At 67.8% G+C, this 25,922-nt stretch carries 21 protein-coding genes and 1 tRNA gene; 12 read left to right on the forward strand and 10 right to left on the reverse strand.

The window, feature by feature from the left end:
* Nucleotides 1–81: 81 nt before the first annotated feature.
* Complete coding sequence (gene lpdA, locus ABIC65_RS10510) at nucleotides 82–1,479, forward strand: dihydrolipoyl dehydrogenase (RefSeq protein ID WP_354308512.1); 1,398 nt, start codon at nucleotides 82–84, stop codon at nucleotides 1,477–1,479.
* A 168-nt stretch (nucleotides 1,480–1,647) separates the two neighbouring features.
* On the opposite strand, the gene ABIC65_RS10515 is transcribed toward lpdA, so the two are convergent.
* Nucleotides 1,648–2,469 (reverse strand): lectin OAA family protein, encoded by an 822-nt coding sequence (locus ABIC65_RS10515; protein ID WP_354308514.1) that lies wholly within the window; start codon nucleotides 2,467–2,469, stop codon nucleotides 1,648–1,650.
* A 363-nt stretch (nucleotides 2,470–2,832) separates the two neighbouring features.
* Between ABIC65_RS10515 and ABIC65_RS10520 the strand changes: the two genes are divergently transcribed.
* Nucleotides 2,833–4,320: a hypothetical protein gene (locus ABIC65_RS10520; protein WP_354308515.1), complete on the forward strand. Its 1,488-nt coding sequence runs from the start codon at nucleotides 2,833–2,835 to the stop codon at nucleotides 4,318–4,320.
* A 66-nt stretch (nucleotides 4,321–4,386) separates the two neighbouring features.
* Nucleotides 4,387–5,964: an alpha-N-arabinofuranosidase gene (locus ABIC65_RS10525; RefSeq protein ID WP_354308516.1), complete on the forward strand. Its 1,578-nt coding sequence runs from the start codon at nucleotides 4,387–4,389 to the stop codon at nucleotides 5,962–5,964.
* A 150-nt stretch (nucleotides 5,965–6,114) separates the two neighbouring features.
* Here the strand turns inward: ABIC65_RS10525 and araD1 are convergent, their stop codons facing one another.
* Nucleotides 6,115–7,110, reverse strand: coding sequence for an AraD1 family protein (gene araD1 / locus ABIC65_RS10530; RefSeq protein WP_354308517.1), 996 nt, complete (start codon nucleotides 7,108–7,110; stop codon nucleotides 6,115–6,117).
* Nucleotides 7,111–7,233: 123 nt separating this feature from the next.
* Here araD1 and ABIC65_RS10535 point away from each other — a divergent pair, with 123 nt between their 5' ends.
* The gene (locus ABIC65_RS10535) at nucleotides 7,234–7,992 is read left to right on the forward strand and encodes a FadR/GntR family transcriptional regulator (protein WP_354308518.1); all 759 of its coding nucleotides are present in this window, start codon (nucleotides 7,234–7,236) and stop codon (nucleotides 7,990–7,992) included.
* Between the two features lie 263 nt (nucleotides 7,993–8,255).
* Here the strand turns inward: ABIC65_RS10535 and ABIC65_RS10540 are convergent, their stop codons facing one another.
* Complete coding sequence (locus tag ABIC65_RS10540) at nucleotides 8,256–9,557, reverse strand: sugar MFS transporter (protein ID WP_436286725.1); 1,302 nt, start codon at nucleotides 9,555–9,557, stop codon at nucleotides 8,256–8,258.
* A 144-nt stretch (nucleotides 9,558–9,701) separates the two neighbouring features.
* On the opposite strand from ABIC65_RS10540, the gene ABIC65_RS10545 reads away from it, so the two are divergent.
* The 5 genes from ABIC65_RS10545 (at nucleotide 9,702) to ABIC65_RS10565 (ending at nucleotide 16,046) form a co-directional block, all read left to right on the forward strand.
* Complete coding sequence (locus ABIC65_RS10545; protein ID WP_354308519.1) at nucleotides 9,702–10,835, forward strand: aldose epimerase family protein; 1,134 nt, start codon at nucleotides 9,702–9,704, stop codon at nucleotides 10,833–10,835.
* 26 nt (nucleotides 10,836–10,861) lie between these two features.
* Complete coding sequence (locus tag ABIC65_RS10550) at nucleotides 10,862–12,655, forward strand: IlvD/Edd family dehydratase (RefSeq protein WP_354308520.1); 1,794 nt, start codon at nucleotides 10,862–10,864, stop codon at nucleotides 12,653–12,655.
* A gap of 51 nt (nucleotides 12,656–12,706) precedes the next feature.
* Nucleotides 12,707–13,246, forward strand: coding sequence for a GNAT family N-acetyltransferase (locus tag ABIC65_RS10555; protein WP_354308521.1), 540 nt, complete (start codon nucleotides 12,707–12,709; stop codon nucleotides 13,244–13,246).
* Between the two features lie 305 nt (nucleotides 13,247–13,551).
* A complete protein-coding gene (locus ABIC65_RS10560; protein WP_354308522.1) occupies nucleotides 13,552–15,051 on the forward strand; it encodes an OprO/OprP family phosphate-selective porin in 1,500 nt (499 codons plus the stop codon).
* 137 nt (nucleotides 15,052–15,188) lie between these two features.
* The gene (locus tag ABIC65_RS10565) at nucleotides 15,189–16,046 is read left to right on the forward strand and encodes a PhzF family phenazine biosynthesis protein (protein ID WP_354308523.1); all 858 of its coding nucleotides are present in this window, start codon (nucleotides 15,189–15,191) and stop codon (nucleotides 16,044–16,046) included.
* On the opposite strand, the gene ABIC65_RS10570 is transcribed toward ABIC65_RS10565, so the two are convergent.
* From ABIC65_RS10570 to cpdR, 5 genes are all read right to left on the reverse strand, one after another.
* Nucleotides 16,030–17,250, reverse strand: a complete 1,221-nt coding sequence (locus tag ABIC65_RS10570; protein WP_354308524.1) for a dicarboxylate/amino acid:cation symporter — start codon at nucleotides 17,248–17,250, stop codon at nucleotides 16,030–16,032. The two genes, ABIC65_RS10565 and ABIC65_RS10570, sit on opposite strands and share 17 nt — an antisense overlap.
* 75 nt (nucleotides 17,251–17,325) lie before the next feature.
* Complete coding sequence (locus ABIC65_RS10575) at nucleotides 17,326–18,240, reverse strand: hypothetical protein (protein WP_354308526.1); 915 nt, start codon at nucleotides 18,238–18,240, stop codon at nucleotides 17,326–17,328.
* Nucleotides 18,237–19,394 carry a glycosyltransferase gene (locus tag ABIC65_RS10580; RefSeq protein WP_354308528.1) on the reverse strand — a complete coding sequence of 386 codons (1,158 nt, stop codon included), beginning with the start codon at nucleotides 19,392–19,394 and terminating at the stop codon, nucleotides 18,237–18,239. Before ABIC65_RS10580 ends, ABIC65_RS10575 begins: the two co-directional genes overlap by 4 nt.
* A gap of 238 nt (nucleotides 19,395–19,632) precedes the next feature.
* Nucleotides 19,633–19,707: transfer RNA gene (locus ABIC65_RS10585), tRNA-Val, on the reverse strand.
* A 56-nt stretch (nucleotides 19,708–19,763) separates the two neighbouring features.
* Nucleotides 19,764–20,138: a cell cycle two-component system response regulator CpdR gene (cpdR, locus tag ABIC65_RS10590; protein WP_066726103.1), complete on the reverse strand. Its 375-nt coding sequence runs from the start codon at nucleotides 20,136–20,138 to the stop codon at nucleotides 19,764–19,766.
* A 112-nt stretch (nucleotides 20,139–20,250) separates the two neighbouring features.
* Between cpdR and ABIC65_RS10595 the strand changes: the two genes are divergently transcribed.
* A complete protein-coding gene (locus ABIC65_RS10595) occupies nucleotides 20,251–21,096 on the forward strand; it encodes an N-formylglutamate amidohydrolase (protein ID WP_354308530.1) in 846 nt (281 codons plus the stop codon).
* A gap of 383 nt (nucleotides 21,097–21,479) precedes the next feature.
* Here ABIC65_RS10595 and ABIC65_RS10600 read toward each other — a convergent pair whose 3' ends face one another.
* Both ABIC65_RS10600 and ABIC65_RS10605 read right to left on the reverse strand, forming a co-directional pair.
* Nucleotides 21,480–22,253: a SapC family protein gene (locus ABIC65_RS10600; RefSeq protein ID WP_354308531.1), complete on the reverse strand. Its 774-nt coding sequence runs from the start codon at nucleotides 22,251–22,253 to the stop codon at nucleotides 21,480–21,482.
* A 53-nt stretch (nucleotides 22,254–22,306) separates the two neighbouring features.
* A complete protein-coding gene (locus ABIC65_RS10605) occupies nucleotides 22,307–23,755 on the reverse strand; it encodes an FAD-binding oxidoreductase (RefSeq protein WP_354308620.1) in 1,449 nt (482 codons plus the stop codon).
* Nucleotides 23,756–23,833: 78 nt separating this feature from the next.
* Here ABIC65_RS10605 and ABIC65_RS10610 point away from each other — a divergent pair, with 78 nt between their 5' ends.
* Both ABIC65_RS10610 and ABIC65_RS10615 read left to right on the forward strand, forming a co-directional pair.
* On the forward strand, nucleotides 23,834–24,283 hold the full coding sequence (locus tag ABIC65_RS10610) for a hypothetical protein (RefSeq protein WP_354308532.1): 450 nt from the start codon (nucleotides 23,834–23,836) through the stop codon (nucleotides 24,281–24,283).
* Nucleotides 24,284–24,365: 82 nt separating this feature from the next.
* The gene (locus ABIC65_RS10615) at nucleotides 24,366–25,856 is read left to right on the forward strand and encodes a DEAD/DEAH box helicase (RefSeq protein WP_354308533.1); all 1,491 of its coding nucleotides are present in this window, start codon (nucleotides 24,366–24,368) and stop codon (nucleotides 25,854–25,856) included.
* The last annotated feature ends 66 nt before the right edge of the window (nucleotides 25,857–25,922 follow it).

Here is a 25,922-nt window from a genome sequence, read left to right on the forward strand (position 1 = left end):
GCCCATGCAATTCGCCGGCTCCGCATTATCTACTCGCCAGCCCTCCCCTGCCGATGGGAAGGGAGCAGAAGGAAGCAAGTCTTGGCTGAATCCTACGACCTCATCGTTCTCGGCTCGGGCCCCGGCGGCTATGTCGCGGCGATCCGGGCGGCCCAGCTGGGCCTGAAGACCGCCATTGTCGAGCGCGAGCTGCTCGGCGGCATCTGCCTCAACTGGGGCTGCATCCCCACCAAGGCGCTGCTGCGCTCGGCGGAAATCTTCCACTATATGCAGCATGCCAAGGATTACGGCCTGATCGCCAACCAGATCAGCGCCGATCTGGACGCGGTGGTGAAGCGCTCGCGCGGCGTCGCCAAGCAGCTCAATCAGGGCGTCACGCACCTGATGAAGAAGAACAAGATCGCCGTGCACATGGGCACCGGCGTGCTCACCGCGAAGGGCAAGCTGACCGTCACCGCCGCCGACGGCAAGAAGACCGATCTCGAAGCGAAGAACATCATCGTCGCGACCGGCGCGCGCGCCCGCGACCTGCCCTTCGCCAAGGCCGACGGCAAGCGCATCTGGACGTATCGCACCGCGATGACGCCGACCGAGATGCCGACCAAGCTGCTGGTCATCGGCTCGGGCGCGATCGGCGTGGAGTTCGCCAGCTTCTACAACGACATGGGCGCGAACGTGACCATCGTCGAGATGCTCGACCGAATCGTGCCGGTGGAAGACAAGGACATCTCCGCGCATCTGGAGAAGGCGTTCAAGAAGCAGGGGATGACCATCCTCACCCAGACCGGCGTCGACAAGCTCGACGTGACCGCGAACGGCGTCAAGGCGTCGATCAAGGGCAAGGACGGCAAGGTCACCGTCGAGGAGTTCAGCCACGTCATCGTCGCGATCGGCATCGTGCCGAACACCGAGAATATCGGGCTGGAGACGCTGGGCGTGAAGACTGAGCGCGGCCATATCGTCACCGACGCGGCCTGCCGCACCAATGTCGACGGGCTGTGGGCGATCGGCGACGTCACCGCGCCGCCCTGGCTCGCCCACAAGGCCAGCCATGAGGGCGTGATCGCGGTGGAAGCGATCAACGGCGGCCATCCGCATGCGATGGACGTCCGCAACATCCCGGGCTGCACCTATTGCCACCCGCAGATCGCCAGCGTCGGCCTCACCGAGGCCAAGGCCAAGGAAGCCGGCTACGAAGTCAAGGTCGGCAACTTCCCCTTCATCGGCAACGGCAAGGCGATCGCGCTGGGCGAGGCCGACGGCTTTGTGAAGACGGTGTTCGACGCCAAGACCGGCGAACTGCTCGGCGCTCACATGATCGGCGCGGAAGTGACCGAGATGATCCAGGGCTACACGATCGGCAAGACCGGCGAGCTGACCGAGGCCGAGCTGATGGAAACGGTGTTCCCGCACCCGACGATCAGCGAAGCGATGCACGAATCGGTGCTCGGCGCCTACGGCCGCGCGCTGCACATCTGACCCCGGCGGCGGCGCACCCTGAGCGCCGCCCACCGTGCAAAAAACAAGCTCCGGCCCGGGCACTCACCGGGCCGGAGCCGTTTCAGGCCGCGCCGTCGCGCCGCCCTGCTGGCCTCGATGCGGGGGAACACATCGAGACAAGCCCGACATCGAAGCCGGGCTGGCCCCTCAGGCCTCGGCGAGCGCCTGCTGGGACGCGCGCTCGAGTTCCAGCCTGATCGGGCCTTCGCCTTGATAGGTCATCGTGCCGTCGAGCTCGACGCCGTTGCCCTTGGCGTTGATCGCCACCACCCCCTGGTTGGTGCGGCAGCCCAGCACCCAGGTGCCGCCCGGATGCCAGGTCTGGTCGCTGCCGCCCCATTGGTTCACCACGCTGTACGTGTTGGCCATGATCAGCGTGCCGCGGAAGCCGATCGGCCCCTCGCCCTTGTAGGTGATCAAGCCCGCCAGCGTCTTGCCGGCGTCGCCGCTCGACAGGTCGATCGCGACGACCGGCTGGTCCGGCCGGCAGCCCAGCACCCATAGACCGCCGGGATGCAACGGCGCCTTGTCGCCGCCCCACTGGTTCTGCGCGTCGTAGGCGACACCGTCGGACACGGCCGCCTTGACGCCGATATCGCCCACGCCCTGGTAGCGCATCGTGCCGGTGAGCGTCTGCCCCTCGTCATTGGAATGGAGATCGAACGCTACCGCATTCTGGCCGTTGCGCGCGCCGAGCAGGAACAGGCCGGCGTCGTGCCAGGGCGCATTCGGGCCGCCCCACTGGTTCTCGACGCGATAGCTGTTGGTCGTCACCAGCGTCGCGCGGACGCCGATGGGGCCCTCATTCTGATAGGTCATCGTGCCGGTGAAGCTGTGGCCGCCGTCGCCCGACTGGATCTTCAGCGCGATCGGGCGCTGGTCGGCGCGGTTGCCGATGCTGAAGATTCCGCCTTCGTGCCAGGGCGCGCTGCTGCCACCCCATTGATTCTGGATCGCATAGACCGTCATCGTTCCTCTCCCGCCATATTGTACATTATGACATTATTTTCGATGCCTTTTGCGCAAACGAATGCAAACAGACTTGGCATCTATGGCCAACCCGCGCCCGCAGTTTTTATACCGTTGCTATGCCACCCCGCGGTCTTGACGACTCGCTCCCAAGTATCGATTTTACTCTACTTGCAGAATGCCGCAATAAGCACATTGCGTACTTCACAACGCACGAGCACATCTGTCAGCATATTCTGCACAATTTGCAACCTCGCCGCCCGACGAACCGCCCTTCTCGCACGAGGGGGTGCGCTGGCGTCGCTCGACGTTCGCTTCTAGAGTCGCGCGCACTCCGCCCTCGTCCGCCAGGAAAGCCGTTCGATGACCAAGTACCGCTCGCGCTCCCAGGCCTTCGGCGGATCGCCGCGTGGTCGGGGCGGGCGGGCGTTGCAGCGCAAGCCGATCGGCACGCGGCGCAAGGCAATGTCGGCGCTGATCGTCGCGATGCTGCTCGCCGCCATCACCCTCGCCTTCTTCTGGCCTGGCGTCGCCAGCTACGACAGCGTCGTCCAGTATCAGCAGGTGCTGCGCGGCCAGTATGACGACTGGCACCCGCCGGCGATGGCGCGGCTCTGGGCGCTGTTCCACGGCCTGGGCTGGCGCGGGCAGGCGCCGATGTTTGCGCTGCAGGTGCTGCTCTACTGGAGCGGCCTGGCGTTCTTCGCCGGCGCGCTCGCCCGACGCGGACAGGCGATCGCGGCGCTGATCGTGCTCCTGCTCGGCATCTGGCCGCCGCTGCTCGGCTGGCAGATTGCCGTGCTCAAGGACGCGCAGATGACCGGTGCGCTCGCCGCGGCGGTGGGGCTGGCGAGCTGGTGGCGGCTCGACGACCGGCGGCTGCCGCTCTGGGCGACGGCGCTGGTGCTGGTGCTGCTCGGCTATGCCACGCTGGTGCGGTTCAACGCCGCCTTCGCGACCGTCCCGCTCGCCTTCGGGCTGCTCGGCGGCTGGCGCTGGGACCGGCCGCGCTTCCAGCTGGTGCTGGTGTTGGCCGCAACCGCGGCGGTGATCGGCGTGCTCACGCCGATCAACCAGCGGCTCCTCCACGCCGCACCGAGCGGCGTCGAGCGTTCGCTGCCGCTGTTCGATCTCGCCGGCCTCGCCCATCGCGCCGGCCCGCAGGCGGTGCCGCAGGTACCCGCGCGGCTGTGGCGCCGCGCCGAGGCCAGGGGCTGCCTCACCCCGATCCTTTGGGACCCGATCGGCGACGACAAGGCGTGCGGCTATATCGTCGACACCCTCCAGCGCTCCGCACCCGGCAACAAGCTGCGCAGCGCCTGGGTCGAGGCCATCGCCACCCATCCGCTCGCCTATGCCGAGCACCGGATCGCGCACTGGAATAGCGAGATGCGGCTGTGGATGCCCGCAACGATGCCGGGCACCGGACCGCTGGCCCGCTCCGAGCCCAATAGGCTCGGTCTCGCCTCGCCCGACAAGCGGATCACCGGCTTCCAGAAGCTCGGCTACACGCTGGCGAGCAGCGCGGCGGGGGCGCCGATCCTGTGGTTCGCGGTGGCGCTCGGCGTGCTGTTCTGCAGCTGGCCCGCGCGCGACGGCGCGGGCGGCGTGGCAGTCACATTGGCGCTCTCGGCGATCCTGACCGAGCTGGCGTTCGGCGTCGTCGGGGTCGCCTCGGACTATCGCTATCATGTCTGGGGCATGCTCGCCGCCGGCCTGGCACTGCTCGCCGCGAGCGGCACCCGGCCGCCGCCGCACCGCGTGCTGGTGGCGGTGCTCGGCATCGTCGCGGTCGCCGCCGTGGTGATCGTCGCCCGCTGGGTCCTGCCGCCGGCGCTGCCGCCGCTCTGAAACTCGCCCTTTAGTCGGAGTAGATTCCGTGGCATGACGGCCCTGAGAAAAGATCAGGGAGGATTCATGCTTCGAAAGACATTGCTGGGCGGCGCGGCACTGCTGCTCGCGCCCGCCCCCGTGCTGGCGCAGGACGTGACGGTCACCGTCGACGCCGCCGCCAAACCCGGGCCGGTGATCGACCGCCACATCTTCGGCCAGTTCGCCGAACATCTCGGCAGCGGCATCTATGGCGGCATCTGGGTCGGCAAGGACTCAGCCATTCCCAACACCCGCGGCATTCGCAAGGACGTGGTCGCGGCCCTTCGCGCCATCAAGGTGCCGGTGGTGCGCTGGCCCGGCGGCTGCTTCGCCGATGAATATCACTGGCGCGACGGCATCGGCCCGGCGGCGCAGCGCCGCAGCAGCGTCAACACCAATTGGGGCGGATCGGGCGAGCCCAACAGCTTCGGCACCGACGAGTTCATGGACTTTGCCGACCAGGTGGGCGCCGAGGCCTATGTCTCGGTCAATGTCGGCTCGGGGACGATCCAGGAGGCGGCCGACTGGCTCGCCTATATGACCGCCGATCCCTCCACCACCGCCGGCAAGGAGCGCGCAACAAACGGCCATGTCGCGCCCTACAAGGTGAAGTGGCTGGGCCTCGGCAACGAAAGCTGGGGCTGCGGCGGGTCGATGCGGCCCGACGCCTATATCGACCTGATGAAGCGCTTCGCCCGCTTCACCCACAATCTCGATCCGGTGCAGGGCGAGAAGGGCAAGGAGCCGATGCAGCGCATCGCCGTCGGCCCCAACGACAATGACACGACGTACACCGAAGCGGTGATGGCGGCGTGGAAGGGCCATGACTGGGCGTGGAACATCGAGGGCCTGTCGATGCACGCCTATACCACCGGCGGGTGGCCGCCCTCCTACCCGAGCGTCGGCTTCGACGAGACCGGCTATGCCAAGCTGGTCAAGGCGGCGCTGGCGATGGACGGGATGATCGCCAAGCATGCGGCGATCATGGACAAGTACGATCCCGACAAGAAGGTGCCGCTGGTCGTCGACGAATGGGGCGTGTGGCTGGCGCCGCTGCCGGGCAGCAACCCGGGCTTCCTCTACCAGCAAAACTCGCTGCGCGACGCGATCATCGCGGCGCTGCACTTCAACATTTTCGCGCGCCATGCCGACCGGGTGCGGATGACCAACATCGCCCAGATGATCAACGTGCTCCAGGCGATGATCCTGACCGACAAGGACAAGATGGTCCTCACGCCGACCTATCACGTGTTCCGCATGTACGTACCGTTCCAGGATGCGCAGGCGGTGCCGGTGGCGTTCGACGCGGGCACCTACACCCAGGGCGGCGTGACGATGCCACGCGTCGACGCGATCGCGGCGCGGGGCAAGGACGGCAAGCTGTGGCTGGCGGTGACCAATCTCGATGCGGGCAAGCCGGCGCGGGTCGCAGTGAAGTTTGCCGGGGTGACGGCGAAGCGCGCTGCGGGCGAGGTGCTGACCGCAGCCAAGGTCGATGCGGTCAACAGCTTCGAGGCGCCGAATACGGTGGCGCCGAAGCCTATCCGCGGCAGCGTGGCCAAGGACGCGGTGACGCTGGAGCTGCCGGCCAAGTCGGTCGCGGTGGTGCAGATCGAGGGCTGACCTCCCGGCTCTTTCGCCCCCTCCCGCTTGCGGGAGGGGACGGGGGAGGGTGTGTGAGGGAAGCGGGCGACGCCGGTTCAGCAAGAACCTCCACGTCACACCCTCCCCTAACCCCTCCCGCAGGCGGGAGGGGGATTTATAGGGACGACCTTACAGCGCCTTCACCGCCGCGATCCCCGCATCCTCGACCTGCGCCAGCGGGTTCCGCAGCGGCAGGGTGAAGGGCGCCGCCTCGATCTCGAAGCTATCGCCCACTTCCGTCTTCACGCCGTCGCTGAACGACAGCGTCGCGGTGCCGAAGAAGTGGACATGCACATCGCCCGGCTGGCGGAACAGCCCGTACTTGAAATGATGGTGCTCGAGATTGGCGAGGCTGTGCGACATGTTCGTCTCGCCCGAGAGGAACGGCTTTTCCCACAGCGTGGCGCCGTCGCGCACGATCCGGCTGGTGCCGCGCACGTCCTCAGGCGCCGCGCCGACCAGCAGCTCGGGCCCGAGCGCGGCCTGGCGCAGCTTGGAATGCGCGAGCCAGAGATAATTGTGCCGCTCGGTCACATGGTCGCTGAACTCGTTGGCGAGGCACAGGCCGAGACGGAACGGCGTGCCGTCCGGGCCGATCAGGTAGATGCCGGCCAGCTCGGGCTCCTCGCCGCCATCCTGCGCGAAGCCGGGCATCGCCAGCGTCTCGCCGGGGCCGACGAGATGATGGCCGTTGCCCTTGTAGAACCACTCGGGCTGCTGCCCGATCGCGCCCGCACCCGGCTTGCCGCCCTCGACGCCCTCGAGGAACATCCGCATGGAATCGGTCTTGTGCTCGGCCGCCGCAGCGTCGCGGTGCATCTTGTCGCGGCCCTCGGCCGAGCCGAGATGGGTGAGGCCGGTGCCGGTCAGCACCAGATGCGCGGCATCGGGATGGTCGATCGGCGCGAGCAGTTGGCCCGCCGCCAGCGCCGCTGCCGGATCGGCTTCCCCGTCGCTGCCCGCCGCCGCCACCGCCTCGGCGAGCGACTGGCCCGCTTCGATCGCCTGCAGCGCCAGGCTGCGGACATCGGCGACGCCGCGGACGAAGCGCGCGCCGCTCTCGTCGGCGGCGATCACCCGCCGCTGCCCGTCCGCCCCTCGATACTGCATCAGCCGCAACGCCATCGAACCACTCCTTGTCTCGGTTTAGTCCGACTTATTAGCGTCTGTCCCGCTTGGCAATCGCGCATCGTTTGCGGGACGGCACGGCTTCGCGCTACACGGGACGATATGCAGGAGAGCGAGCGGATGGCAGTGGACGATCAGGCGGACGGCGTGGACGAGGCAGGCGTACAGCCGATCACCCGGACGCCCAAGGGCTCGGGCCGCCGCCTGCGGGGCGCGATCGCGCATTATCTCGGCACCCAGATCGTCTCCGGCGCGATCGCACCCGGCGAGAAGCTGACCGGCGAAGTCGCCAATGCCGAGGCGCTCGACGTGTCGCGCAGCGCCTATCGCGAGGCGGTGCAGGTGCTGACCGCCAAGGGGCTGGTGGAGAGCCGCCCCAAGGCCGGTACCCGCGTGCTGCCGCGCAGCCGCTGGAACATGCTCGATCCGCAGGTACTCGCCTGGGCCTTTTCGGGCGAACCCGACACCGATTTCGTCCGCGACCTGTTCGAGCTGCGCGCGGTGGTCGAGCCCGCCGCCGCCCGCCTCGCCGCCGAGCGGCGCGACCGCGACGACGTCAAGGCGATGCGCGACGCGCTCACCAAGATGCGGCGGCACACGCTGGCGACCGACGCGGGCCGTGCGGCGGACCGCGACTTCCACGACGCGCTGCTCGAGGCCACGCACAACAACGCGCTGGTCGCGCTCAGCGCCAGCATCGGCGCGGCGGTGAGCTGGACGACCAAGTACAAGCAGCGCGCCCGTGCGCTGCCGCGCGATCCGGTGCCCGACCATATCAAGGTGTTCGATGCGATCGCGGCAGGCGATCCGGATGCGGCAGCGGCGGCGATGCGCACGCTGGTGGACCTGGCGCTGGAGGATACGCGCCTTTCGATGTGAGGGTACCCCCCTCCACCACCGCCTATGGCGGCGGTCCCCCTCCCCCGCTTCGCGGGAGAGGAGATGCTCTACCCGATCCTAAAAGCGTTTCCTCCTTCGGAGCGTAGCTCCGAGGGAGGGGGACCGCGCCGCGCCAGCGGCGTGGTGTAGGGGGCACTCCCGCCCATACGAAAAGGGCGCCGCCCGCGGCGACGCCCCCTCCACCACCGCCTGCGGCGGCGGTCCCCTCCCCCGGCTGCGCCGAGGGAGGCAATGCTTCCCGATCAATCCTCGATCGCGTTGGTCGGCTTGGAGCCCCACAGCGCGTAGAACAGGATGTACAGCTCGCAGACAGCGGTCAGCAGGAACGAGTGCTGCAGCCCGTACGCATCGGCAATCCATCCCTGCACAACGACCAGTGCGCCGCCGGCGATCGCCATGATCAGCAGCCCCGAGCCTTCCTCGGTCAGCGGCCCGAGGCCCTTGATGCCGAGCGAGAAGATGGTCGGGAACATGATCGAGTGGCACAGGCCGACCAGAATCAGCGACCACATCGCCGCGGGGCCGGTCAGAAACGTTGCCCCCAACATCACGACGAATGCGCCGATCGAGAAGCCGGCAAGCACCGTCCCGGCGGGCACCTTCTGCATAAGGAACGATCCGGCGAAGCGCCCGACCATCATACCGCCCCAGAGGAGCGCCAGGTAGCGGGACGCCTCGTTCTGGGTGATGTTGGCGATCCCGGGCTGCGACACGAAGTTGATGAACAGGTTGGCGACGCCGATCTCGGCAATCAGGTAAATGAAGATCGCCGGCACGCCGAAGACAAGGTTGCGGTGCTTCCAGAGCGAGTGGTTCTTGCGATCTTCCTTGGCAACGCGGCTGGTGGCCGACCCCATCGCGGGCAGCGGGAAGCGCGCAATAACGATTGCGAGCACGACCAGCACAACGGCGACAAGCGCGTAGGGCAGGATTACCGACTGCGCGTCGGCCAGACGTTCGGCTTGGGTGAGCGCCGTTGCGCCAGCTTCCGCCGTGCCGCCCTTCGAACGGCCGAGGATCAGATAGCCCGCGAACAGCGGCGCCAGCGTGGTGCCGAGCGAATTGAATGCTTGGACGAGGTTGAGACGGGACGACCCCGTCTCAGACGGGCCGATCACCGTGACATAGGGATTGGCCGCCACCTGCAGCAGGGTGATGCCGCTGGCGATGACGAATAGCATCACCAATGTGACACCGTAGGACGGCAGGCTTGCCGCCAGTGTCATGCCCGCCGCGCCCGCCGCCATGACCAGCAGGCCGACGACCAGCGACTTTTGATAGCCGATCCGCTCGATCAGCTTTGCCGAAGGAATCGAAGCGACGAAATAGGCAATGAACCACACGCTCTCGATCAGCGTGGTCTGCGTGTAGTTCAGGTTGAACACGCTGCGCAGGTGCGGCAGCAGCGTGTTGTTGATCACGGTGATGAAGCCCCACATGAAGAACAGCGTGGCCAGCAGGGCCAATGCGCGTCCATATTGCGTTGGGGGAGAGGCTTGCCCGGCCCCCGCCGGAGCAGCCTTAGACGTCGGCATGACCGCCATGCTGGTATGATCCTCTCGTTTTTTGCCACGAAGCACGCGGCGGGGTTGCTCTTCGCTTTCTAGTCGGAGTATTCAACCCGATGTCCAGCGTCAACGGCCGCGTCGCCGCTTGCAGCAGCGATAACCGATAGGGAGAGGCATTGCATGAATTATCTTATCAAGGGCGCGCTGCTCGCCACCGCGATGATTCCGCTGACCGCGCAGGCAGGCGAAGCGACCCGCGCCGCCTTTGGCACCACCGCCGACGGCCAGAAGGTAGAGGCGATCACGCTCACCAACGGCCATGGCATGCGCGCGACCATCCTCAGCTACGGCGCGATCCTCCAGTCACTGTCCGCGCCCGATCGCAAGGGCAAGTCCGAGGATGTCACGCTCGGCTATACCGACATGCAGGGCTATCTAATCGCGCCCAACTATTTCGGCGCCACCGTCGGCCGCTATGCCAACCGCATCAAGGGCGGCACGTTCAGCATCGACGGCCAGACCTATACGCTCGCCAAGAACAACGGCCCGAATGCGCTGCACGGCGGCCTGAAGGGCTTCGACAAGCGGCTGTGGACGGTCGAGAAGGTGACGAGCGGCGAGAATGCCAGCGTCACGCTGCGCTACGTCGCTGCGGATGGCGAGGAAGGCTATCCGGGCCAGCTCACCGTCACCGCCACCTATGCGCTGAACGAGAAGAACGAGCTGTCGGTCGAGTACACCGCGACCACGACCAAGCCGACGATCGTCAACATCACCAACCACAGCTTTTTCAACCTCGCCGGCGAAGCCTCGCAGCGCTCGATCTACGACCATGTCCTGACGATCCCGGCCGAGACCACGACGCCGGTCGACAAGACGCTGATCCCCAGCGGCCAGCTCCGCCCGGTCGAAGGCACGCCGTTCGACTTCCGCAAGCCCACCGTGATCGGCACCCGCATCCGCGACGGCCGCGACCCGCAGATCGTGTTCGGCCAGGGCTATGACGAGAATTTCGTGATCGCCAAGGCGCCGTCGGCCCAGCCGGTGCTCCACGCCCGCGTCGAGGATCCGTCGACCGGCCGGGTGATGGAGATCCTTTCCAACCAGCCGGGCGTGCAATTCTATACCGGCAATTTCCTCGACGGCACCGCGATCGGCAAGTCCAACCACGCCTATCGCCAGGGCGACGCCCTCGCCCTCGAACCCCAGGTCTTCCCGGACACGCCCAACCAGCCGGCGCTCGGCTCGGCGCGGCTCAATCCGGGGCAGACCTACCGCAACGTGATCGTCTATCGTTTCTCGACGACCAACTGACCTACCCCTCCCGCAAGGCTTTTCCGATGACCGACTCTGCCCCCAAGCTGCGCAGCCGCGCCTGGTTCGATAACCCTGACAACGTTGATATGACCGCGCTCTATCTCGAGCGGTACCTCAACTACGGGCTGAGCCTGGAGGAACTGCGCTCGGGCAAGCCGATCATCGGGATCGCCCAGACGGGGTCGGACCTGAGCCCGTGCAACCGCCACCACCTCGTGCTTGCCGAGCGCATCCGTGAGGGCATTCGCGAGGCGGGCGGCATCGCGATCGAGTTCCCGGTCCATCCGATCCAGGAAACCGGCAAGCGCCCGACCGCCGGCCTGGATCGCAACCTCGCCTATCTCGGGCTGGTCGAGCTGCTCTACGGCTATCCGATCGACGGCGTGGTGCTCACCACCGGCTGCGACAAGACCACGCCCGCCTGCCTGATGGCGGCGGCGACGGTGAACATCCCCGCGATCGCGCTGTCGGTCGGCCCGATGCTCAACGGCTGGCATCGCGGCGAGCGCACCGGATCGGGCACCATCGTGTGGAAGGCGCGCGAGCTGCTCGCCGCCGGCGAGATCGACGATGAAGGCTTCATCCGCCTGGTCAGCTCCTCGGCGCCGTCGACCGGCTATTGCAACACGATGGGCACGGCGACGACGATGAACAGCCTCGCCGAAGCGCTGGGCATGATGCTGCCGGGTTCGGCAGCAATCCCCGCGCCGTACCGCGACCGCCAGGAAGTCGCCTATCGCACCGGCAAGCGCATCGTCGACATGGTGGCGGAGGACCTCAAGCCCTCCGACATCCTGACGCGCGAGGCGTTTCTCAACGCGATCGTCGTCAACTCGGCGATCGGCGGCTCGACCAACGCGCCGATCCACCTCGCCGCGATCGCCCGCCATGTCGGCGCGGAGCTCGCGCTCGACGACTGGCAGACGCACGGCCACAAGGTGCCGCTGCTGGTCAACCTGCAGCCCGCCGGCGAATATCTCGGCGAGGATTATTACCGCGCGGGCGGCGTGCCCGCCGTGGTCGCCCAGCTGATGCAGCAGGGCCTGATCCATGAGAACGCGATCACCGCCAACGGCAAGACCATCGGCGAGAATTGCCGCAATGCCGTGATCGAGGACGAGAAGGTCATTCGCCGCTTCGAGGAGCCGCTGGTGAACGAAGCGGGATTCATCGTGCTGCGCGGCAATCTGTTCGACGCGGCGATCATGAAGACCAGCGTGATCGGCCCCGAATTCCGCGACCGCTACCTCTCCAACCCGAGCGATCCCGAGGCGTTCGAAGGCCCGGTCGTGGTGTTCGACGGTCCCGAGGATTATCACCACCGCATCGACGATCCCGCCGTCGGCATCACCACCGACACGCTGCTGGTGATGCGCGGCGCCGGCCCGATCGGCTATCCGGGTGCCGCCGAAGTCGTGAACATGCGCGCGCCGGCCTATCTGATCCGCGAGGGCGTGCATGCGCTGCCGTGCATCGGCGACGGCCGCCAGTCGGGCACCTCGGCCTCGCCGTCGATCCTCAACGCCTCGCCCGAGGCGGCCGCGATGGGCGGCCTGGCGCTGCTGAAGACCGGCGACCGGGTGCGGATCGACCTCAACCGCGGCACCGCCGACGTGCTGATCCCCGCCGACGAACTCGCCGAGCGCCGCCGCGTGCTGGCCGAGGCGGGCGGCTTTGCCTATCCCGCGTCGCAGACGCCGTGGCAGGCGATCCAGCGCGCCGTGGTCGGCCAGATGAACACCGGCGCGATCCTGGAAGGCGCCGAGCAGTTCCAGCGCATCGCCCAGACCCACGGCATCCCGCGGGACAACCACTAAGCACCGTTCAGATCCTCCCCCGGCCGGGGGAGGATCTGCCCAGGAGCCCCAATGCCCACCTTCACCCACCGCTTCGCCCAGCCGCACGATCTGGAGGCGCTGCGCGCAGTGATGGCCCGCGCGATCGCGCAGTTGCAGCACAGCTTCCTCTCCCCCGAACAGGTTGCTGCCAGCCATCAAGTGATGGGCCTCGACACCCAGTTGATCGCCGACCAGACCTATTTCCTCGTCGAGGACGAGGCCGGCACGATCGCCGGCTGCGGCGGCTGGTCGTACCGCGCGACGCTGTACGGTGGGGACGCGAGCATCGTCGCGCGCGAACCCCAGCGGCTCGACCCCGCACACGACGCCGCCAAGATCCGGGCGATGTACACCGATCCGGCCTTCATCCGCCGCGGCGTCGGCCGCCGCGTGCTCGGCCTTTGTGAGGATGCCGCCCGCAACGCCGGTTTCACCCGCGCCGAGATGATGGCGACGATGGCCGGCGTGCCGCTCTACCAGGCCTGCGGCTATCGACCGGTCGAGCCGATCCTATCCGCGCCGATCAACGGCGTTCGCGTACCGCTGGTCCGCATGGAGAAGACGCTCTGACACCCGAGGCGGGTCCTCGGAAAACCCCCTAGGCGCCCCGCAACGTTATAGTAATCAAACCGGATACATGTGCCATCCGAGTTCTTAGCTAGACCTCTCAAGCCTATGCACTTTAACGTCAAAAACATCCATTAAAGACTATACCCAGAACTTCTACTCACCGCACGGCAATATATAACGCCGCTATCGCATTTATACGTAACGCTGCATCTTTAGTTTCGGTACCAGATCATCCCGATAACCACGTTCTATATTGGTACTCGGTTGCCCTTGGCGACACAGGATCAACAAACGGGGTTGTCACGATGAAGATGAAGTTCCTGGCGGGTGCGGCGCTTTCGGCGCTGCTGTTCGCCACGCCGGCGCTTGCCCAGAGCACGCCGGGCGATCAGGCCGAGCTGGTGAAGCTGCTCAAGGCGCAGGCCGAGGAGATCGCCGCGCTGCGCGCCCGTCTCGACAAGATCGAAGGCAATCAGGCCGCCGCTCCTGTGGCCCATGCCGCTGCGCCGGTTTCGGTGCCGCAGGCCGGGCAGGCCAAGCGCACCAACGTCGCCAATGACGAGACCGTGGCCGACTCCTTCGCGCCGCAGCTCGCCCCCGTCGGCCTCGCCGACCAGAGCGTCGCTCAGGCCCGCGCCGCCGCCAACGTCTCGAACGTCACCACCGAATGGCGCGGCGGCCTGCCGATCTTCCGTTCGGCCGACGGCAAGTATCTGTTCAAGATGCGCGGTCGTATCATCAACCATGTCAGCTCGACCTTCGGTTCGAACTACGACGCCCGCAACATCACGACGACCGGTGCCCGCGCGCTGCGTATCGGCATCGAGGGTGCGGTCGGCCCGCACTTCTTCTACCAGTTCGAAAACGACTTCGCCGACAACACCTCGGACGTCGGCACGATGTTCGTCGGCTGGCGGAACGACGTGGGCAAGGTTTCGTACGACGTCCGCTTCGGCAACATGTTCAACGACCGCAGCTTCGAGGGATCGAGCGGGTCGGACGCGCCGCCGTTCCTGGAACGCAACGTCGTCGCCACCTCGATCATCCCGCAGCGCGGCTTCTACGGCATCGCCCTCATGCCCCGCCTGTTCTGGAAGACCGGCCACGCATCGGTGACGATCAGCGGCGACGCGGTCGATGCCAGCCAGGCGATCAACGACAGCCGCACGCTGATGGCGCGCGCCCACTGGAACCCGTTCAAGACCGATCGCTCGATCGTGCACGTCGGCCTGTGGGGCTTCGACGAGGCGCTGTCGTCGCGCGGCCCCGGCACGCTGACCCGCAACACCGTGATCGGCGGCCGCTTCAACGGCAATCTGCGGGTGCAGACCGGCGCGCTCACCGGCGGCACCGGCACCACCGGCTATGGCGCGGAACTGGGCGGCTATGTCGGTCCGTTCTGGGTGATGGGCGAAGCAGGCAAGCGCGTCGCGCACCTCAACGGCGGTCGTCCGGACTTCGAGAGCAAGGCCTATAGCCTCTCGACCGGCTTCTTCGTCACCGGCGACCTGCCGCCGTACAACCCGCGCCTCGGCACCTTCGCCCAGCCGCGCGTGCTGCGGCCGGTATTCGAGGGCGGTCCGGGTGCGATCGAAGTGCTCGCCCGCTACGAGAACATCGACTATTCGGGCATCCCGAACGCGACCAAGGGCGAAGCCGCGACGATCGGCACCAACTGGTATCTGGACAGCATCATCCGCCTCCAGCTCAACCTGATCCACTGGAAGACCAACAACCGCGCCGGTTCGTTCACCGGCAAGGACAAGGGCGACACGATCAGCGCCGGGTTCGGCGTCACCTTCTGATCCCCTCGAATCAGGCTGCGCGGCCGTCGCTTCCATTGGGAGCGGCGGCCGCAAGGCCGTTCGGCATCCGCTTGCCACGCGGCGAAGGATCGGCGATCCCCGCTCCGCGCCGCACGCGCGGCGGGGAGATGCAGCAGATGACGACGCCCTTTTCGCTGGTCGACGTATTCCATGACGGCCCGTTCACCGGCAATCCGCTCGCGGTGGTGCGGGGCGGCGGCGATCTCGACACGGAAACCATGCAGGCGATCACCCGCTGGTTCAACCTGAGCGAGACGGTGTTCCTGCTGCCGCCGAGCGTAGCGGGCGCCGACTATCACGCACGCATCTTCACGCTGGATCGCGAACTCCCCTTTGCCGGCCATCCGACGCTCGGCGCCTGCCATGCGTGGCTGGCGGCGGGAGGCGTGCCGGGGGCGGCCGACGGCATCGTCCAGCAATGCGGCGCTGGACTGATCCCGATCCGTCGCGATGGCGATCGGCTTGCCTTCGGCGCTCCGCCGCTGCTGCGCAGTGGTCCGGTGGATGCGGAGACGCGCACCAAGCTCGCCACCGCGCTGCGGATCGATCCGCATGCGATCCTAGACGCGGCCTGGGCGGACAATGGCCCCGGCTGGATCGCGGTGCTGCTGGAATCGGCGGAGGCGGTCCTCGCAGTGGAACCCGTCCGGCACTCGGACGAACGCATTGAGATCGGCCTGATCGGCGCACATCCGGCAGGCGGACCGGTCGACTGGGAGATCCGCACGATCTTCAGCGGCGCGTTCGGCGCGGTCATCGAGGATCCGGTGACGGGCAGCTTCAACGCCTCGGCGGCACAGTGGCTGTACGACAGCGGCCGCGTGACCGGCGGCTATGTCGCGGCACAAGGCACAAGGCTCGATCGGCGTGGCCGCATCTTCGTCGATTATGATGCGGGCGGCCAGGCCTGGATCGGCGGCCGCAGCATGACGATCGCAGAGGGCACCCTGCCCGGCCTCAGCGCCCTCGCCTGACGAGCCGCGCGACCAGGGTGGTCGCCGTCACCTGACCGGTGACGCTGGCGGTGGTGATGAACATGTCCGGGATCGCCGAAACCGCGATGTAGAGCGGGATCATCGCCAGCGGCGCGCCGAGGATCTGCATGCCCGGCGCGTCACAGGCATAGAGGATCGCCGCGCCCGGAAGCCCCGGCGTGGCGATGCCCGCGATCACCGCCGAGAGGCCGGCCAGCACCCATTGCACCGGCGAGGCCTGCACGCCCGCCGCATGCGCCGCCAGGAACACCTCGATCACCGTGACGCCGGTCGTCGCCAGCCGGAAGGTGGAAATGGCGAGCGGCAGCGTGGTGCCCGCGACTTCCTGGGGCAGCCCAAGGCCGTTGAGCGCGACGTCCATCGAGACCGGCGCGGTCGCCATCGACGAGCAGGTCCCCGCCGCGGTTGCCTGCGCGGGCACGATGCCGCGCGCGAACCGCCCTAGCGGCATCGCCCGCAGACCGAAGACAAGCAGGTAGCACATCCCGATCGCGAGCAGACAGAACAGGATCTCCGCCGCCACGTCGCGCGCCAGCACGCCGGCAACGCTCGCCCCCGCCGCCTTGCCCGCCCCCATCGCGAGCACGAAGATGCCGATCGGCGCGGCGAGCAGGATCCAGTCGACGATCCGCGTCATCGCCTTGGCCAGCTCCTCGATCACCCCCGCCAGGCCGTTGCCATCGGTACGGGCGATCGCCACGCCCAGCAGCACCGCGAACGCCACCAGCGGCAGCATCGCGCCGCTGGCTGCCGCCGCGATCGGGTTTTCGGGCAGGATTGCCAGGATCTGTTCGGAGGCACTCGGCACGTGCGGCACGGCAGGCGGGCCTGCGGTGAGGAGACCGGCAAGCGGGTCCGGTCCCAGCGGGAACAGCCACAGCACGATCTCCAGCGCGCCCCAGGCAAGCAGCGCGGCAAGCACCAGCATCGGCAGGAACACCGCAAAGCTGGTCGCGAGCAGCCGCCCACCCTGGCCGTGACGCACGGCGTTGACCACGCCGCTCACCACCAGCGCGAACACCAGCGGCACCAGGGTCATGGTCAGCGCGCGGATCCAGAAGGCGCCGATCGGGGCGACCAAGTCGATCCACGGCACCAGGAACGCACCCGCCGGCCAGCGCGCGGCAAAGCCGAGCAGCACCCCCGCCAGCAGCGCGCCGATCACCAGCGCCGTCTTCGCCATACCCTGTCCTTCACTCCTGTTGCGGCGCGGCTGATGGCGGCTGCCGCGCGCCGGCGCCAGCGTGTTTTTGCGCGGTCAGGCCAGGCGTGGCTTGCTGCGCGCGACGAAGTCGGCGAGCGAGGAAACACCCCCGACCACCACATGCGCCGCCAGCATCAGCGTGGCGACGAACAGCACGGCGCCTGCCAGCCCGGCCGAATCGCCGAGCAGCGCGACGATCAGCGGCGCGAGGAGCGCCTCGCGCGCGGGAATGAAGGGAAGCCGCGACATCATCATCCGAAGCGTCCCCACCAGGAACAGCGCCGCAATCGAGATCGACGGCAGCAGCAGCTTCCACAGCAGCGCGGTGAGCACCAGGCTGAGCAGGATGCGGAGGGTATGAATGACGATCGTCTCCGCCAGCTGCCGCGGCGGCAGCGCAAAGACGATGCGGCGGAAGAAGAAGATCGCGAGCGACGACAGCACGATCGTCGCGGTCGAGATCAGCAGCGTGTTGAACAGCGTGCCCTTGGCCAGCCCCTGGACGATCGGCGCGTTGAGCACCAGCATCGTCAGGGTGACGAGGTTGCCCGCCAGCGCCGAGGTGACCGCCACGTCGCGCAGCGTCTCGAACGGCCGGCCTTCGGGACCCAGCGTCCGCCGCGCCCAGACATAGAGCTGCGCGTCGCCCGAATAGCCGAGCACCACTTCGTTGGCGGCCTGCTTGCGCAGCAGCGCCGGAAAGGCGCCCAGCCCCACCCCCCAGATGCGACGCAGGATGATCCAGTCCATCACCGGCCCCAGCACATAGGTGGCAACGAAGACCAGCCAGAACAGCGGGTCGCGCGGCGTTCGGGTCAGGACGGTGAAATCGAGGCCGTCGAGCTGCCAGAACACCGCGATCAGGATCGTCGCCGAAAAGGCGAGACCGATGATTGCGAGCAGCCGTTCGCGCGTGCTCTCCGAAAGCGAGGCATAGGCGGTACGCACCGCCTGCAAGGGGGACGTCATGCAGGAACCTCTTGGGTCGGCAGCACGCCACGGCCGCCCGCCTGCGCCGCCGCGGCCTCGACGAAGAGATCGAGATAGGCCTGCGCCGAACGCTCGATGGTGAAGCGGTCGAGCGAGGCAAGCAGCGCCGGCCGGTCCGGAGCAGTGGTGGGCGCGGTGCGGATCGCTTCCGCGAGCAGCGCCTCGTTCTGCGGCACGATCGTACCGAAGCGACCCTGGCCGAGCAGGCTGCGCAGCCCGGCGCCGCAATCGGTGGAAACCACCGCGAGCCCTGCGGCCAGCGCCTCGATCACCACCGCCGGCACGCCTTCGTAGCGCGACGACATCAGCAGCACGTCAAAGGCCGGGAGTTGCGCCGGCGCGTCGGAGACATGCCCGGCGAAGTGCACGCGCTCTGCGATGCCCAGCGACGTCGCCAGCGCCTCCAGCGCGACGCGCTCCGGGCCGTCGCCGAACAGCGTCAACGTCTCCCCCGGCTGCGCGGCACGGGCGAAGGCACGCAGCATCAGTGCGAAATGCTTCTGCGCAACCAGGCGTCCGATGGCGACGAAGCGCCGCGGCCCTGCCGCACGCTCGACACGCGGCGGCAGCACCTGCGATGCGGCGATCGCCGGATCGTGGACGACATGGCTGCGCTGCGCCATCACCGGCGGCAGCTCGGGCAGCATCGCTTCGTCCATCACCACCCAGCTGCGCGCGCACCGCGCCTGGATCCGCAACCAGGCGCGCCAGAAAAAGCGACCCATCGGGTTGAGATCGCGCCGCGCGAGATCGTTGCTTACCTTCACCACGATCGGCGGGCAGCGCCGCCCGAGCAGCAGCCGCATCATGACGGCAACGATGGTGTAGGTGGAGCCGGCGACGAACAGCACGTCCGGGCGCACCCGCCGGATTTCGGCCGGCAGCGTCAGGATCATCCACAGGGTTTCCCAGCCACCCTGGTGGATGCGCGGCTGTCGCGGCAGCGCATACGCGATATCGGCGAACTCATCGCGCATCGCGCCGTCCTCGCGGCCGAGGAACAGCGGCGCCTCCACCCCGGCCGCGCGCCAATGTCGCACCAGCCGCAGCGCTACTCGCTCCACCCCGCCGGGCGCAAAGCTGTGCAGGAAGGTAAGCACGCGTACGCGCCCGGTATCAGACGGTGCCGACAATCGCGGATTCCTTGTCATCGTTGCGATATCGCGCAGCCAACCCGTCAGCCTTCCTTCGATGCGAGCGCCAGGAATACCCCGAATGCCTCGAAAATAAGGCATTAGCAGACGTGCGATGGCTCCACCATGCCGTCCCGCCCTGCGCTTACGTCACGCCGGCAGGGTTCGGCCGCTGTCGCAGGTACAACCTTCACAAAGCAAAAACCCCGCCAAGCCGGTGGCTTAGCGGGGTCTTTGATGGTGGGCGCGGCAAGGATTGAACTTGCGACCCCTGCGATGTCAACACAGTGCTCTACCACTGAGCTACGCGCCCGAAACTCGGGAAGCGCGCCTCTAGCGAGGGTCAGCCCCCCGCGCAAGCGCTAATTTTCAATTCAGCCCCACATTTTCCGATTCGAACATCCGATCGACCTCGAGCACCAGGTCGCGCAGGTGGAACGGCTTGGAAAGCACGCGCGCCTGCGGCACCTGCTTGCCGGCGCGCAGCGTCACCGCGGCAAAGCCGGTGATGAACATCACCCGCATCTCCGGCGCGATCTCGGCGGCGCGCTGGGCGAGCTCGATCCCGTCCATCTCGGGCATCACGATGTCGGTGAGCAGCAGGTCGAATCGCTCGGTCTCGAGCAGCGGCACCGCCGCCGTCCCGCGATCGACAGCGCTGACCGCATAGCCCGAACGCTCGAGTGCCCGGGTGAGGTATTCGCGCATCACGCGGTCGTCCTCGGCCAGCAGAATCCGGATCATCTTCACCCCATCGGTACCAACCGCCCGGTCCTTATGCGGCAAGACCTTAAGATTTTCCAGCCGCCGCACCGTATGATTTGCCCGCACGCGCGCCCGGGCCTAGGCTGGCCGCGTGACTAGCGCCGCCAGCTTCGATCGCTACGGGCCGGTACTGCCGGAGAGCCCCGTGGTGCTCTCCGCCCCCCATGGCGGGCGCGACTATCCGGAGTCGCTGCTCGCAGCGCTACGCGTCGCCCCCAGCGTGCTGCGCGCCCTGGAGGACCGGCACGTCGATTCGCTCGCGCTGGGCGCGCGGCGCGACGAGACCTTGTTCGTCGCCACCCGTGCCCGTGCCTGGATCGACCTCAACCGCGCCGAGCACGAACGCGATCCCCAGATCGACGAAGGCGCGCATCTGCTCGGCCGGCCACTCTCGGCCAAGGTACGCAGCGGGCTGGGGCTGGTGCCGCGCCGCGTGGGCACGCTCGGCCAGCTCTGGCGCGGGCGCTTCGCCGCCGAGGACGTGGCCGCGCGCATCCAGGCCGATCACCGCCCCTATCACCTCGCGCTCGGCGAGGCGCTGGCGGCGGCGCGGGCGCGCTTCGGCATCGCGCTGCTGCTCGACATCCATTCGATGCCGCCGCTGGGATCGCCCGAATGCGCACCGCGGCTGGTGGTCGGCGATCGCTTCGGCCGATCCGCCGCCGCGCGCTTCGGGGCGCGGGTTGAGGTGGTAGCGCGCCAGCACGGCATCGCGGTCGCCGCCAACACCCCCTATGCCGGGGGCCACATCCTCGAACGGCACGGCGACCCACGCCGCGGCGTCCATGCACTGCAGCTCGAAATCGATCGGTCGCTCTATCTGGATGCGGCGCTGGACGCACTCGGCCCCGGTGCCGAGGCGGTGACGACGCTGCTGCGCGCGATCATCGACGCGCTCGCCGACGAAACCCTGCCCGGCGCGCTCGCCGCCGAGTGAGGCCCCATAAAAAAACCACCCCGTGGTTACCCACGAGGTGGCCAAGGTTCAGGGAGGAGACACGCCCGAAGGCGCGTCGCACGGCATCGCGAAAGGGGGGACACGAGCCGTACCTACAAGATATAGAGAGCAGGCGACCGAGTTCAAGGCAACTCATCGCAGAAGTTCTTCGATTGAACGGCGGGGTGGTTTTTGGGGGCCCGCGGAGGCCGGAGATGCCGGGTCGTGGCGACATCTAAGCCCCTCCTCCTTGGAGGAGGGGTTTGGGGTGAAGGGATTCCAGAACGCCTGTTGGTCTCTGTGAGACACTGCCCCACCCCAACCCCTCCCCTGAAGGGGAGGGGCTTGAAGGCGCACCGGGGGCCAAACGCCCCCGGCAAAAATCAGCCGACCAGCTGGACCTCGGGCTGCCAGCCCGAGCGCATCTGGCGGGCGAACAGCTCACGCATCTGCGCCAGCGAGAAGAGATGGGCATAGATCAGCGGCAGCATGCCGTTCTGGACGATCTTGCGCAGCTGGTCGCCGCGCATCTCGTTCAGCTTGTTCTCGTCGACCATCATGAAGCCGCGATAGATGAAGGGCTGCGCGGCGCCGTCGGGCTGGATCGAGACTTCACCGTCGATCAGCAGGTTCATGTCCTTCAGCTCGCGCATGAACTGGCTGGTGCGGGCACCGGCCGTCTCGAACTGCTCGTTGAACTGCAGGATGTTCTTGGTGATCTCGCTCGGCTCGCCATTCTCGAACAGGGCCTCGCCCTCCTCGAACTTGCCGACCACATCCGAGGTCGGATCGAAGCACAGCGACAGCTCGTCGCTCTCCGGGCGCAGGCGCGCGAGCAGGAACGGATAGCGGCGGATATAGGCCGGCACGTAGAAGTTCGGGTCGACCAGCTTGCCTTCGGCGTCGAAGAAGGTGTTCACGCCTTCGTTCAGGCCCATCAGCGCCAGCGGCACGGGATCGTCGCCCACCGAGAAGACGATCGGCATGAAGCGCTGCACCAGCGGGAATTCCTCGACGGTCACCGGCACCGCGTGCTGGTTGGCGAGGAAGGGCGCGCGGTCGGTCGAACGCGAGCGGAAATCGGCATGGACCTGGCTCGAAAGCGGTTCGAGCTGATTGTAGAACAAGGGAAGCGACTGCTGCGGCGCGCTGGCCATGAGGATCTCCTGAGAACTTTTTTCGTCGAAAGGCGTTTCAACCGGGCCGGGGTCTATTTGTTGGCGATGGTCGGCGCAAGCGCGACCAGCTTTCCCGGATTGAGAATCAGCTTGGGATCGAGCGCCGCCTTGATCGCCCGCAACGCCGCCATCCGCGCCGGCGGCGACAGGCGCGCGAGTTCGTCGCGCTTCATCTGGCCGATGCCATGCTCTGCGGAGATCGACCCGCCTGCCGCCACGACCATGTCATGCACCAGCCGGGTAATGTGCGGCGCGTCCTCGGCATACCAGCGGTCGCGGTCCACCCCCTTGGGTGCGCGGACGTGGAAATGGACGTTGCCGTCGCCGAGATGGCCATAGGCGATCGCATGCGTGCCGGGGAAGCGCGCTTCGGCCTCGGCACCGCCTTCGACCATGAAGCGCGGCATGTCCTCGACCGGCACCGAAATATCGTGCTGCACCGCCGGGCCCGCCGAACGCTCGGCTTCGGAGATCGCGTGGCGGATGCGCCAGAAGCTTTCGGCCTGCGCTTCACTCGCGGCGATCACGGCGTCGTCGGCCAGTGCGGCCTCGAAGGCCTGGGCCAGCATCCGTTCGAGCACCACCGCGGGCGCCTCGGCGGCGGGATCGCTGGTCACCGCCTCGATCAGCACGTGCCAGCGATGCGTGCCCGCCAGCGGCAGCCGCGTGCCGGGCACATGCTCCAGCACCAGCGCCACGGTGTCGTCGGGCATGATCTCGAAGCTTTCGACCATATCGGTCGCGGCCTGCAGCCGGCGCAGCAGGCTAAGCGCCTGGGCCGGGCTCTCCAGCCCCACCCAGGCGACCGCGCGCGCCGCCGCCGCCGGCACCAGCCGCAGCGTCGCGGCGGTGACGATCCCCAGCGTGCCCTCGGCCCCAACCAGCAGCTGGTTGAGATCGTAGCCGCGATTGTCCTTCTTCAGTGCCGACAGCCCGTCATGCACCGAGCCGTCGGGCAGCACCGCCTCGACGCCGGCGACCAGCGCGCGCATCGTCCCGAAGCGCAGCACCTGCACGCCGCCGGCATTGGTGGAGACGAGACCGCCGATCGTGGCACTCCCCCGCGCGCCGAGATCGAGCGGAAAGCGCCGCCCAGCCGCCTCCGCCGCGTCACGGAAGGTACCGAGGATCACCCCGGCCTCGGCCACGGCGAGGTTCGCATCGGCGTCCATGCGGCGGATCCGGTTCATCCGGCGCGTCGAGAGCAGCAGCGCCGATCCGTCCCCCGGCGGGATCGCGCCGCCGACCATGCCGGTGTTTCCCCCCTGCGGCACCAGCGCGACGCCGAGATCGTTGGCCAGCGCCACCAGCGCGCTGACCTCCTCGGTCGAGCCGGGCGAGAGGATCGCAGGCGCCGCGCCGTGATAGCGCCGGCGCCAGTCGGTGAGCCAGGGTTCGATGTCCTGCGGATCGGTGGTGACCGCCTTGGGGCCGAAGCGTTCGGCGGCGAAGGCAGTGATGCGCTGCTGCTCGGGAGTCATCATGATGGTTGCGCACTAGCATGGCGTGCGGCAGTTCATCCACCGTTCAAGCCGATGCATCTACCGTCCCGTCCCACCATGTTGAAACTGCCGATCGCCGCTGCCGGCCTTGCGCTGCTGCTCGCCGCCCCCGCGGCGCGGCCGGCCATGGCCGTCGATGCCGCCATCGCGCCGACCTTCCAGCAGCATGTTTCGATCCACGTGCCGCGCATGACGGTGACGACCACCACGATCGTCGTCCGCGAGTCCCCGGCGGTGATCGAGCGGCGCGCCAAGAGCTGCGTCGAGGTCGGCCGCATCCAGGGCTTCACCGTCAACGCCGCCGACAGCGTCGACCTCATCCTCGAGGACGGATCGCTGCTCCGCGCCAAGCTCGGCGCCGAATGCCCGGCGCTGGGCTTCTACTCGGGCGCCTATCTGAAGCCGACCAAGGACGCCAAGTTCTGCGCGGGGCGCGACGCGCTGCGTTCCAGATCGGGTAGAACCTGCCCCGTTCAGGCGTTCAAGAACCTCGTTCGCGCACGCTGAGCTTGACTTTTGCGGCTGAATCCGCAAGCGCCATGCCTTCTGTAAAGGTGCATAGCAACGCGCCCTATTTCCGGACATTTGCATGAGCTTTGCCGACCTCGGCCTTTCTGACGACCTTCTCCGCGCGGTGACCGACGCCGGCTATACCGAGCCGACTCCGATCCAGCGCCAGGCGATCCCGTCGGTGCTGATGGGCAAGGACCTGATCGGTATCGCCCAGACGGGTACCGGCAAGACCGCCGCCTTCGTGCTCCCGATGATCGACGTGCTCGGCGAAGGGCGCACCCGCGCGCTGATGCCGCGCTCGCTGATCCTCGAGCCGACGCGCGAACTGGCGGCGCAGGTCGCCGAGAATTTCGAGAAGTACGGCGTCAACCACAAGCTCTCGATGGCGCTGCTGATCGGCGGCGTGCAGATGGGCGACCAGGTCAAGGCGCTGGAAAAGGGCGTCGACGTCCTCATCGCCACCCCAGGCCGGCTGATGGACCTCTATGGCCGCGGCAAGATCCTGCTCACCGGCTGCAGCCTGCTGGTAATCGACGAGGCGGACCGGATGCTCGACATGGGGTTCATCCCCGATATCGAGGAAATCTGCACCAAGCTTCCCAAGGTGCGCCAGACGCTGCTCTTCTCGGCGACGATGCCGCCGCCGATCAAGAAGCTGGCCGACCGCTTCCTCACCGATCCCAAGACGATCGAAGTGGCGCGCCCCGCCACCGCGAACATCAACATCGCCCAGCGCATCGTCCAGGTGCCCGCCACCGCGCATGTTAAGCGCGACGTGCTGCGCCGCTTGCTGCAGCAGGACGAGGTGTCCAACGCGATCATCTTCTGCAACCGCAAGACGACGGTGCGCGACCTGAACAAGAGCCTGAAGAAGCACGGCTTCCGCTCGGCCGAGATCCACGGCGACATGGACCAATCGGCCCGCATCGCTGAGCTCGACCGGTTCAAGAACGGCGAGGTCAACATCCTCGTCGCCTCGGACGTCGCGGCGCGCGGCATCGACGTGAAGGGCGTGAGCCACGTCTTCAACTTCGACGCGCCCTGGCATCCGGACGATTATGTTCACCGCATCGGCCGCACCGGCCGCGGCGGTGCGACCGGCATCGCCTATACGCTGGTGACGCCCGAGGATGCCGAGAACATCGTCGAGATCGAGAAGCTGACCGGCCACAAGATCGAGCGCGTGCCGAGCCCGGTAGCGGTCGACGGTGCCGAGGATGCGCCCGCGCCGAAGCGCACCCGCGGTGGCAAGCGCGACACCAAGAAGGCCGAGCCGCGCCGCGAGGAAGCCGCCGAGGCGCCCGCCGCCAAGCCCAAGTCGCGCCGCGCCGCATCGGCCCGTGAGGAAGCCCCCGCGACGCCCGCACCGCGCGAGGAAAGCCGCGCCCGTCCGCAGAGCGACGAGCGTCCCGCCCGTGAAGAGCGCCCCGTCCGTGACGAGCGCCCGGCCCGCGACGAGCGTCCGGCCCGCGACGACCGCCGTCGCCGCCGCGACCAGGACGACGGCCCGGACGACGGCTGGAACGGCCCGATCCCGGACTTCCTCAACTATACGATCGACGCCTGACCGCGCGCGCGGCCGGTGCCTCAGCGCCGGCCGCGCCGCAGGGTGATCAGCCACCAGTCGAGCGGC

Origin of the sequence: Sphingomonas trueperi (assembly GCF_040545665.1) — a bacterium.
GTDB classification, from domain to species: Bacteria; Pseudomonadota; Alphaproteobacteria; order Sphingomonadales; family Sphingomonadaceae; genus Sphingomonas; species Sphingomonas trueperi_B.

Coding starts and splice junctions, on each gene's coding strand:
- ABIC65_RS10515 (WP_354308514.1), bottom strand. CDS start 2,469: ATGACGGTCTATGCGATCCAGAATCAATGGGGTGGCAGCAGCGCGCCC.
- ABIC65_RS10520 (WP_354308515.1), top strand. CDS start 2,833: ATGACCAAGTACCGCTCGCGCTCCCAGGCCTTCGGCGGATCGCCGCGT.
- ABIC65_RS10525 (WP_354308516.1), top strand. CDS start 4,387: ATGCTTCGAAAGACATTGCTGGGCGGCGCGGCACTGCTGCTCGCGCCC.
- araD1 (WP_354308517.1), bottom strand. CDS start 7,110: ATGGCGTTGCGGCTGATGCAGTATCGAGGGGCGGACGGGCAGCGGCGG.
- ABIC65_RS10535 (WP_354308518.1), top strand. CDS start 7,234: ATGGCAGTGGACGATCAGGCGGACGGCGTGGACGAGGCAGGCGTACAG.
- ABIC65_RS10540 (WP_436286725.1), bottom strand. CDS start 9,557: ATGGCGGTCATGCCGACGTCTAAGGCTGCTCCGGCGGGGGCCGGGCAA.
- ABIC65_RS10545 (WP_354308519.1), top strand. CDS start 9,702: ATGAATTATCTTATCAAGGGCGCGCTGCTCGCCACCGCGATGATTCCG.
- ABIC65_RS10550 (WP_354308520.1), top strand. CDS start 10,862: ATGACCGACTCTGCCCCCAAGCTGCGCAGCCGCGCCTGGTTCGATAAC.
- ABIC65_RS10555 (WP_354308521.1), top strand. CDS start 12,707: ATGCCCACCTTCACCCACCGCTTCGCCCAGCCGCACGATCTGGAGGCG.
- ABIC65_RS10560 (WP_354308522.1), top strand. CDS start 13,552: ATGAAGATGAAGTTCCTGGCGGGTGCGGCGCTTTCGGCGCTGCTGTTC.
- ABIC65_RS10565 (WP_354308523.1), top strand. CDS start 15,189: ATGACGACGCCCTTTTCGCTGGTCGACGTATTCCATGACGGCCCGTTC.
- ABIC65_RS10570 (WP_354308524.1), bottom strand. CDS start 17,250: ATGGCGAAGACGGCGCTGGTGATCGGCGCGCTGCTGGCGGGGGTGCTG.
- ABIC65_RS10575 (WP_354308526.1), bottom strand. CDS start 18,240: ATGACGTCCCCCTTGCAGGCGGTGCGTACCGCCTATGCCTCGCTTTCG.
- cpdR (WP_066726103.1), bottom strand. CDS start 20,138: ATGATCCGGATTCTGCTGGCCGAGGACGACCGCGTGATGCGCGAATAC.
- ABIC65_RS10600 (WP_354308531.1), bottom strand. CDS start 22,253: ATGGCCAGCGCGCCGCAGCAGTCGCTTCCCTTGTTCTACAATCAGCTC.
- ABIC65_RS10605 (WP_354308620.1), bottom strand. CDS start 23,755: ATGACTCCCGAGCAGCAGCGCATCACTGCCTTCGCCGCCGAACGCTTC.
- ABIC65_RS10610 (WP_354308532.1), top strand. CDS start 23,834: ATGTTGAAACTGCCGATCGCCGCTGCCGGCCTTGCGCTGCTGCTCGCC.
- ABIC65_RS10615 (WP_354308533.1), top strand. CDS start 24,366: ATGAGCTTTGCCGACCTCGGCCTTTCTGACGACCTTCTCCGCGCGGTG.